Raw genomic sequence first — 6,810 nt, 5'->3', positions numbered from 1 at the left:
GTGACAGCACGACTTCGTGGCCGCGCTCCAGACCGCAGACGGCCCCGTAGAGATGGAGCGAATGGGTCAGCTGTCCTGCGACGACAACGCGTTCGCGGCGCGGGATGCCGAATTCCCTGTCGGACAGCTCGAAACTCTTCAGCCAGGAGCCGTGATTCCTGAGATATCCCTTCGGCCGGCCTGTCGAGCCTGAGGTAAAGCCGCAGTAGAAGGGGTCCTCTTCGCACGGATCGCCGATACCCCTTTCAATATGCCCCCAGGCCTTTTTCGAGAGCGCCGCCGAACAGGCCTCTTTGTCGAGGATCAGGTCAGGAGCCGCATCAACGAGTACAGCGGGGCGCTGTCCGGCCGGCCAGCCCGGATCCAGTACCATGGCAATCCGGCCCGTGCGGGCGCAGGCAAAGAAGCAGATGAGCAGCGCGGCCGGGTCGTCGAGAAGAAGAGCGACCCGGCCGCCTTTGCCGGTGGCGCGGCGGATGGCCGTCTCAACCGTTCCGATGTCGGCCAGAAGAGCGCGCCACGACCAGGCCGCCGAGCCGCTCTTCAGCGCGATTTGATCCGGCCGCTTCGCGGCGGCCTCATCCAGGCTGGATCCGATGAAAGCCATGCCGCACCGTTCGTTGTCCGGTCAGCCGCGCGACAGCATCGCTCCCGGCAAGCCGAGGGCAATCGTCTGGGCGATCAGCGCGGCCAGGACGACCTTGACCAGGTCTCCGGGAATATAGATCGCGCTGCCTGCTGCCGCCGTCAGGAGCGGCAGGCCGGCCATGTAGGCGACACCGGGAATACCGAAGAGGTAGACCACGAGAATACCGCCGACTGCCGCGGAGATCGCGGCAGAAGCAAAAATGTTCATGCCGGGCGTCGCCCGCATGATCCAGCCGGCGACAAAGGCACCGACCGGCCAGCCGATCAGAAAGCCGACCGAAGGCGTGGCAAAGACGCCGAGACCACCGCGGCCACCGGCAAGGAACGGTGCACCGAGGGCCACGAGAAACAGGAACAGGAGAACCGCGAGCGCACCGCGAACCGGACCCAGCATGATCCCGGCGAGCATCACGCCGAGCGTTTGCGCCGTGATCGGCACGCCGCCCAGAAACGGTATGGCAACCGGCGGCACCAGTCCCAGGGCGGCAATCAGTGCCGCGTAAAATGCGATATGAACGAGTGAGCGATCAGCCATGGCGACGATACGCCTCCCTTTTAGGTTATGTCTCGCGGCCCGGCGGGTCCCGCCCCGTCCCGGCCTCGCGGTTCTGTTCAATCAGGCCGTTCCGGGCCTTGTGCGAATTTCAGCCTGTCCCGCCAGGCCTTGGGATCCGCCGCGCGCCTGCAGCGCATCGGCGACGTTGTCGGACATGCGCAGGCACTGGATGGCCAGCGGCGGTATGAGTTTCCATGAATTCTTCGCCCCGGTGCGCGCCTGGTAAGCCTCGCGCATCCTGGAGAAGATCTGCATCATGTAAGGCGCGAAGCGCAGGACAAGGGCAACGCAGAGCGCGGGTTTGCGCGCCGAAAGCCCCAGCCACTCGAGTGGCCTGAACAGGGGCATGACTGCTTCCAGCATGTCATCCATCCGGGTGGTGATGGAGACAAGGTTGGCGGCAAGGATCAGCACGACCAGCCGCAGGATGACCGAGACACCCTCCCAGAAGGTGCCGGACAGCCAGTGCAGAAGAAGAAGGATTGCCAGCAACACCGTCAGGCCACGCAGCAGGGCAAGGCGCGCAAGCCCTTCGCGCCCGAGCGTCGCGTAACACGCGACCACACCGGCAAGACACGCAAGGAAGATCAGCGGAGAACCGGCCTGGAACAGGAGCAGGCTGGCAATCGCAACCACCAGCAGCTTGAACCCTGCCGGGGTCCGGTGCAGCCAGCTGTTTCCGGGAAGGTAGATCGACATCACAGCGCGGCCAGCTCCAGTTTGACGCCCGATCGCCTGGCGATATCCGCTTCGAAGGCGCGCAAGACCTCGTAGGGCGATCCGTCCATGCGCAGGCGGCCATCCTCGAGCCAGAGCACGCGGTCAAATCCCTCGAAGTGGCTAAAGTCGTGGCTCACCATGACGATCTTCTGTGGCAGGGACAAAAGCTTGTCGCGGATTTTCCGCGTCGCCAGCATGTCAAGGCTCGTCATCGGTTCGTCCAGAACCAGCAGACGCGGTTCCATGACCAGCACGGACAGGATGCACACGAGCTGTTTCTGGCCCTCCGACAGTTCGGCAATCGGCAGGGCGGCCAGTTGCTCACAGCCATGCACGGCGAGAAACTCCCGGGCCCGTTCCCGGCTTTCCAGCCGGTCCGCCCCCAGCTGGGTCAGACCGAAGGCGATCTCTTCCTCGACTGTCGGAAAAATTGCCTGATGGTCCGGATTCTGAAAGACGAAGCCGACATGACGCGGCAGCTCCGGGGCCGCCTTCGCCGCCTCCGCACCGAACAGCGTCAACGACCCGCCGGCCGGCTGGCGTAGTCCGTTCAGCAGGCGGACAAAGCTGCTTTTGCCGGATCCGTTCAATCCGATCACGCCAATCCGGTCGTCCCCGAGCGAGAGTGTCAGGTCGGACAGGACGCGCTTGCCGCCAAGCTCGAGCGAGACCGCTTCGAAAACGGCAAAGGGATCGGCATGCGGATCGCAGACCCGCATCTCTTCCTGCCTGTTTTTCCTGGACCAGATCGCCATCTCACCTCGCCAAGGGCGCGCGCAGGCACCTGACGGTCAACGATGCCCGGCGTCCTGCGCTCTCAAGGGGCCGCTTATTGACCGGATCGTGCCCGATGTCAAAGTGAGCCTATCCTACAGGCCGGCCCAATTCCGGCAATTCGGCCAATTGGTCAATGGTCGAGCGCACCTTTTCAAGGGACCGGAAAAAGCGGTCGTCGGATTCCTCCGAGCCGAACGTGATGCGCAGATAGGGCGCGGGCGCGTTGTCCTTCGCCTGAAAATAGCGAGAGGACAGCACCGAAATCCGCTGATGACCAAGCGCGGCCTGGACCGCATCCGGGTCGACATGATCAGGCAGACGCAGCCATCCGAACACCTTGTGGGTGTCGCCTTGCAGGAAATAGGGCGACAGGATATCGCGCGCCTTGTGGAAACGGATCCGATTGGCCTTTCGCTTCAGGCGCAGGGTCTTGAACAGGTGCCCCTCGCGCACCCAGCCGGCGATCAGCTCGGCGGTGATCGGCGAGGCCATCCACGTGCTTTCGCCGATCTTGTTGCGGATCGAGTCGCCGAACAGTTCCGGGACATGCACGAAACCGATCCGGCTGCCCGGTGAACAGACCTTGGAAATACTGGCGATGGAGGCCGTCCGCTCCGGGGCAAGGGCTCCGAAGGACGGGAGGCTTTCGGGGAGAAACGGCGTATAGGGATCATCTTCGACGATCTTGAGGTCATGCGCCCGGGCAACTGCGACGAGTTTTTCACGTTCCTCAAGCGACATCGTGTGCGTGGTCGGGTTCTGCATGTTGGGCATCAGGAAGACACCCTTGACGCCATGCACCCGTGCGGCTTGCGCGAGGGCTTCCGGATCCATGGCCCCGAAGCCGCCGTCGGACCGTTCAAGGGCCGGCACGGACACCGCCTTCAGACCGAGACTTGCCAGTGAAGGGAAGATCGACGGGTAGCTGAATCTGTCGATGGCGATGGCATCGCCGCTGCGGAACAGCGCCTGGCAGGTCACCTGAATACCGTGCTGTGCGCCACAGGTCACGGCGACCCGGTCCGGGTCCGCATCCAGGCCGTAATCCTTGAAGACAAGAACACCCGTTTCGCGATGCGCCTTCAGGCCTTCCGAGGGCACGAAGCCGTTCAAACGGTCAATTCCGGCTGTCCGCGCCATCCGGACGAGACCATCGGAAAGACTGGGGTTCAGGTGCGGATAGGCGAAGTTGCGCGCCAGATCGCAAACATCCGTTTCGTCCTCGGCCGGAACCAGCGGCGAGACCTTGTGCGTCTCGGGTGCGACATAGGTTCCCCGGCCCGTTTCGCCCTTGACGAGACGGCGGCGTTCGGCCTCGCCATAGGCGCGCGTGACCGTTCCGAGCGTGACACCCAGCTGGTAGGCCAGCTCGCGCTGCGGCGGCAGCCGGTAGCCCTGGTCAAGGACACCACTGCTGATATCGGCTTCCAGCGCATCGGCGATCGCGAGATAGATCGGCCCCTGCGCGTCTTCGATCTTCGGAATCCACATTGTCATGGGAACAATGTTTACATTGACTGATACAATATCTCAAGACAATTAGTATCTCCGCCATTTTGTATCGATTGTATCGATGCTGTCACAGGAGAGCACCCATGGATCTGGCCACCTTCCTGGCATTCGCCATTTTCATCATTGTCATGACCGGGACACCTGGGCCGGGAAACCTGACGTTTCTCGCCATCGGCGCGTCCGCGGGCTACCGCACGGCCTTTCCGGTGATCGTGGCCTCGCAGATCGGATCGCTGCCGCTGAAACTCAGCGTCGCCTATGGGCTTGGGCACGTCATGGCGGGTGGAGGGCCGGTCGTCCTGCTCTTCAAGGTGTTGAGCATGGCGTACATGGCCTACCTTGCCTGGCGGATCATTTCGCTGTCGGTAAAGCCGAAGGGGGAAGTGGCACTGCCCAGTTTCTGGGAGGGCCTCCTGATCCATCCGCTCAGTCCCAAGACCTGGGCCATGAACCTGGTCGCGTTTTCGACCTTTCTTGCAGGCAACGGTCTCAGCATTCACGAGAATGCGCTGATCCTCGTCGCCGGTTTCACTCTTGGCGGCATGGTTTTCCATTCGCTCTGGGCGCTGCTCGGCGTCTCGATCCTCGCCCTGATCGGCGATGGACCCGTGATGCGCGTCGTCACCGTCCTGATGGCGGTTTCCATGCTTGCGGCGACGGTTTGGGCGCTTGCGATTTGACAGGCGTCAAAGGCGCGGGCCGGCGTTCTTGCCGGCCCGCTGCATCCCCATCAGTAGTACATGTAGTGGTAGTGCTCCGGGCTCAGATACCCTCTTGAGTCGGAGCGTTCCTTCCGCTCCAGGTCCAGTTCGGTCTCGTAGGCGCTATCGGCAAGCCGTTCGTCACGGGTGCTGTGTGTATCTGCCAGCTCGCTTGCGTGCATGACCGGCAGGCGGTGCTTTGCCTGCGCGTAGCAATGGTTGGTGACCGACACGAAGCCGGCCGCGATCCGGCTCCAGATACCGGGCTTGTGATTGCCCGTCGCCGCTTCGATCTGCTCGTTGGTAACATATGCCATTTCCATCTCCTTCGTTCATCTGAACTCAGAGATGGAGATGGCCGGACGAGCTTCAATTTAACTCTTTGTAATATTAAGCTTTTTTAACCTGAGGACCACCTACAGGCAATCATTCCTGCGTCACGACCGTTTTTTGACCACGGCCGCGTCCGCGAGGGGTCACTGGAGCGCCGATTTGATTGCCGTGTCCAGCTTGCCGACGATTTCCGAGACATGGGTATCCTCGATGATGAACGGCGGCGCCAGCAGGACATGGTCGCCCCTGACGCCATCAATCGTCCCGCCCATCGGGTAGCAGATGAGCCCGGCTTCGAACGCGGCTTTCTTGATCTTCTTGTTGATGCCGGCAGCGGGGTCGAACGGGGCCTTGGTCGACCTGTCCGCGACGAGTTCAATGCCCCGGAACAGCCCGCGTCCGCGCATGTCACCGACATGGGGGTGCTGTGCGAAGGCGTCCCGCAGCACCTCGTCAAGCTTGTCGCCCATGGGCGACACGCGATCCACCAGGCCTTCACTCAATTTCCTGAAGACGGTCAATGCAGCCGCGCAGGCCGTCGGATGCCCTATATAGGTATGGCCGTGCTGGAAGAACCCGGATCCGGTTTCGATCGCCTGATAGATCTCGTCCGTGCACAGCATTGCACCGATCGGCTGGTAACCGGCACCCAGGCCCTTGGCAATGCACAGGATGTCCGGAGAGATGCCGTCCTGTTCATGGGCGAACAGCGAGCCCGTCCGGCCCATTCCGCACATGACTTCATCAAGTATCAGGAGAACACCATAAGTGTCGCAGATCTCGCGCACCCGTTTGAAATAACCTTCCACCGGCGGCACGGCGCCTGCCGTCGCTCCGACAACCGGTTCCGCGACAAAGGCCATCACGTTTTCGGGTCCGAGCCTGAGAATCTCGGTTTCCAGTTCACCGGCAACGCGCTGACCGTATTCGAACGCGGTCTCGTCCTCCCCGCGCCCGCGATACTCGTAACATGCGGAGATGTGGGAGGTCTCGATCATCAGCGGCGAAAAAGGCTCGCGCCGCCACTGGTTGCCGCCGGTCGCGAGCGCGCCCAGGGTGTTTCCGTGATAGCTCTGGCGGCGCGCGATCACGCGGTGCCGCGACGTCTCCCCCTTTTCCAGAAAGTACTGGCGCGCGAGCTTGAGCGCAGCCTCGACGGCCTCGGAACCGCCGGAGACAAAGTAGACCCGGTCAAGGTTTCCGGGCGCCCTTGAGACGAGCAGGTCGGCCAGTTCCTCAGCGGGTTCGGAGGTGAAAAAACCGGTATGGGCAAAGGCGATCCGGTCGACCTGGTCCTTGATTGCCCGGGTTACGTCCGGATCACTGTGCCCAAGACAGGACACGGCGGCGCCACCGGATCCGTCGAAATATTTTTTCCCTGACTTGTCAATTATATAGCAGCCCTCCCCGCGATCGGCGACCGGTGAACTGGCTTTCGTGTGACGCGGAAAAACGTGAGACATGGATATCAACCCGAGCAGTGATCCTGATGTGATCAGATGAGAAACTGTGACATTTGTATCAGACATTCATTCATTCTGAAACATTTGTTTCGTCGTGCCG

At 62.1% G+C, this 6,810-nt stretch carries 8 protein-coding genes (1 of these 8 running past the window's edge); 1 reads left to right on the top strand and 7 read right to left on the bottom strand.

Features of this window, described 5'->3' with window-relative positions; translation table 11 throughout:
* The 5 genes from ACO07N_RS08285 to ACO07N_RS08265 all read right to left on the bottom strand — a co-directional run.
* On the bottom strand, nucleotides 1-607 hold the start of the coding sequence (locus ACO07N_RS08285; protein WP_421980564.1) for an AMP-binding protein. It extends 827 nt beyond the left edge of the window; 607 of the gene's 1,434 nt are visible here — the first part of the coding sequence; its start codon is at nucleotides 605-607; its stop codon lies off the left edge, out of view.
* Nucleotides 608-628: 21 nt separating this feature from the next.
* Nucleotides 629-1,183, bottom strand: coding sequence for a biotin transporter BioY (locus tag ACO07N_RS08280; protein ID WP_421980563.1), 555 nt, complete (start codon nucleotides 1,181-1,183; stop codon nucleotides 629-631).
* An 81-nt stretch (nucleotides 1,184-1,264) separates the two neighbouring features.
* Nucleotides 1,265-1,903 (bottom strand): energy-coupling factor transporter transmembrane component T family protein, encoded by a 639-nt coding sequence (locus tag ACO07N_RS08275; RefSeq protein ID WP_421980562.1) that lies wholly within the window; start codon nucleotides 1,901-1,903, stop codon nucleotides 1,265-1,267.
* On the bottom strand, nucleotides 1,903-2,679 hold the full coding sequence (locus ACO07N_RS08270; RefSeq protein ID WP_421980561.1) for an energy-coupling factor ABC transporter ATP-binding protein: 777 nt from the start codon (nucleotides 2,677-2,679) through the stop codon (nucleotides 1,903-1,905). The genes ACO07N_RS08275 and ACO07N_RS08270 overlap by 1 nt, the downstream gene beginning before the upstream one ends.
* A gap of 109 nt (nucleotides 2,680-2,788) precedes the next feature.
* A complete protein-coding gene (locus ACO07N_RS08265; protein WP_421980560.1) occupies nucleotides 2,789-4,198 on the bottom strand; it encodes a PLP-dependent aminotransferase family protein in 1,410 nt (469 codons plus the stop codon).
* A gap of 98 nt (nucleotides 4,199-4,296) precedes the next feature.
* On the opposite strand from ACO07N_RS08265, the gene ACO07N_RS08260 reads away from it, so the two are divergent.
* Nucleotides 4,297-4,893, top strand: a complete 597-nt coding sequence (locus ACO07N_RS08260; protein WP_421980559.1) for a LysE family translocator — start codon at nucleotides 4,297-4,299, stop codon at nucleotides 4,891-4,893.
* A gap of 50 nt (nucleotides 4,894-4,943) precedes the next feature.
* Here ACO07N_RS08260 and ACO07N_RS08255 read toward each other — a convergent pair whose 3' ends face one another.
* Entirely contained in the window at nucleotides 4,944-5,231 is a 288-nt protein-coding gene (locus tag ACO07N_RS08255) for a hypothetical protein (RefSeq protein WP_421980558.1), read from the bottom strand.
* A 159-nt stretch (nucleotides 5,232-5,390) separates the two neighbouring features.
* Nucleotides 5,391-6,710, bottom strand: coding sequence for an aspartate aminotransferase family protein (locus ACO07N_RS08250; protein WP_421980557.1), 1,320 nt, complete (start codon nucleotides 6,708-6,710; stop codon nucleotides 5,391-5,393).
* Nucleotides 6,711-6,810: the final 100 nt, after the last annotated feature.

It is taken from the genome of Roseibium sp., from assembly GCF_965229775.1.
In the GTDB taxonomy this organism is placed as follows: domain Bacteria; phylum Pseudomonadota; class Alphaproteobacteria; order Rhizobiales; family Stappiaceae; genus Roseibium.
Note: the sequence above shows the minus strand (reverse complement) of the source record. Positions and strands in the feature narration are given on the sequence as shown.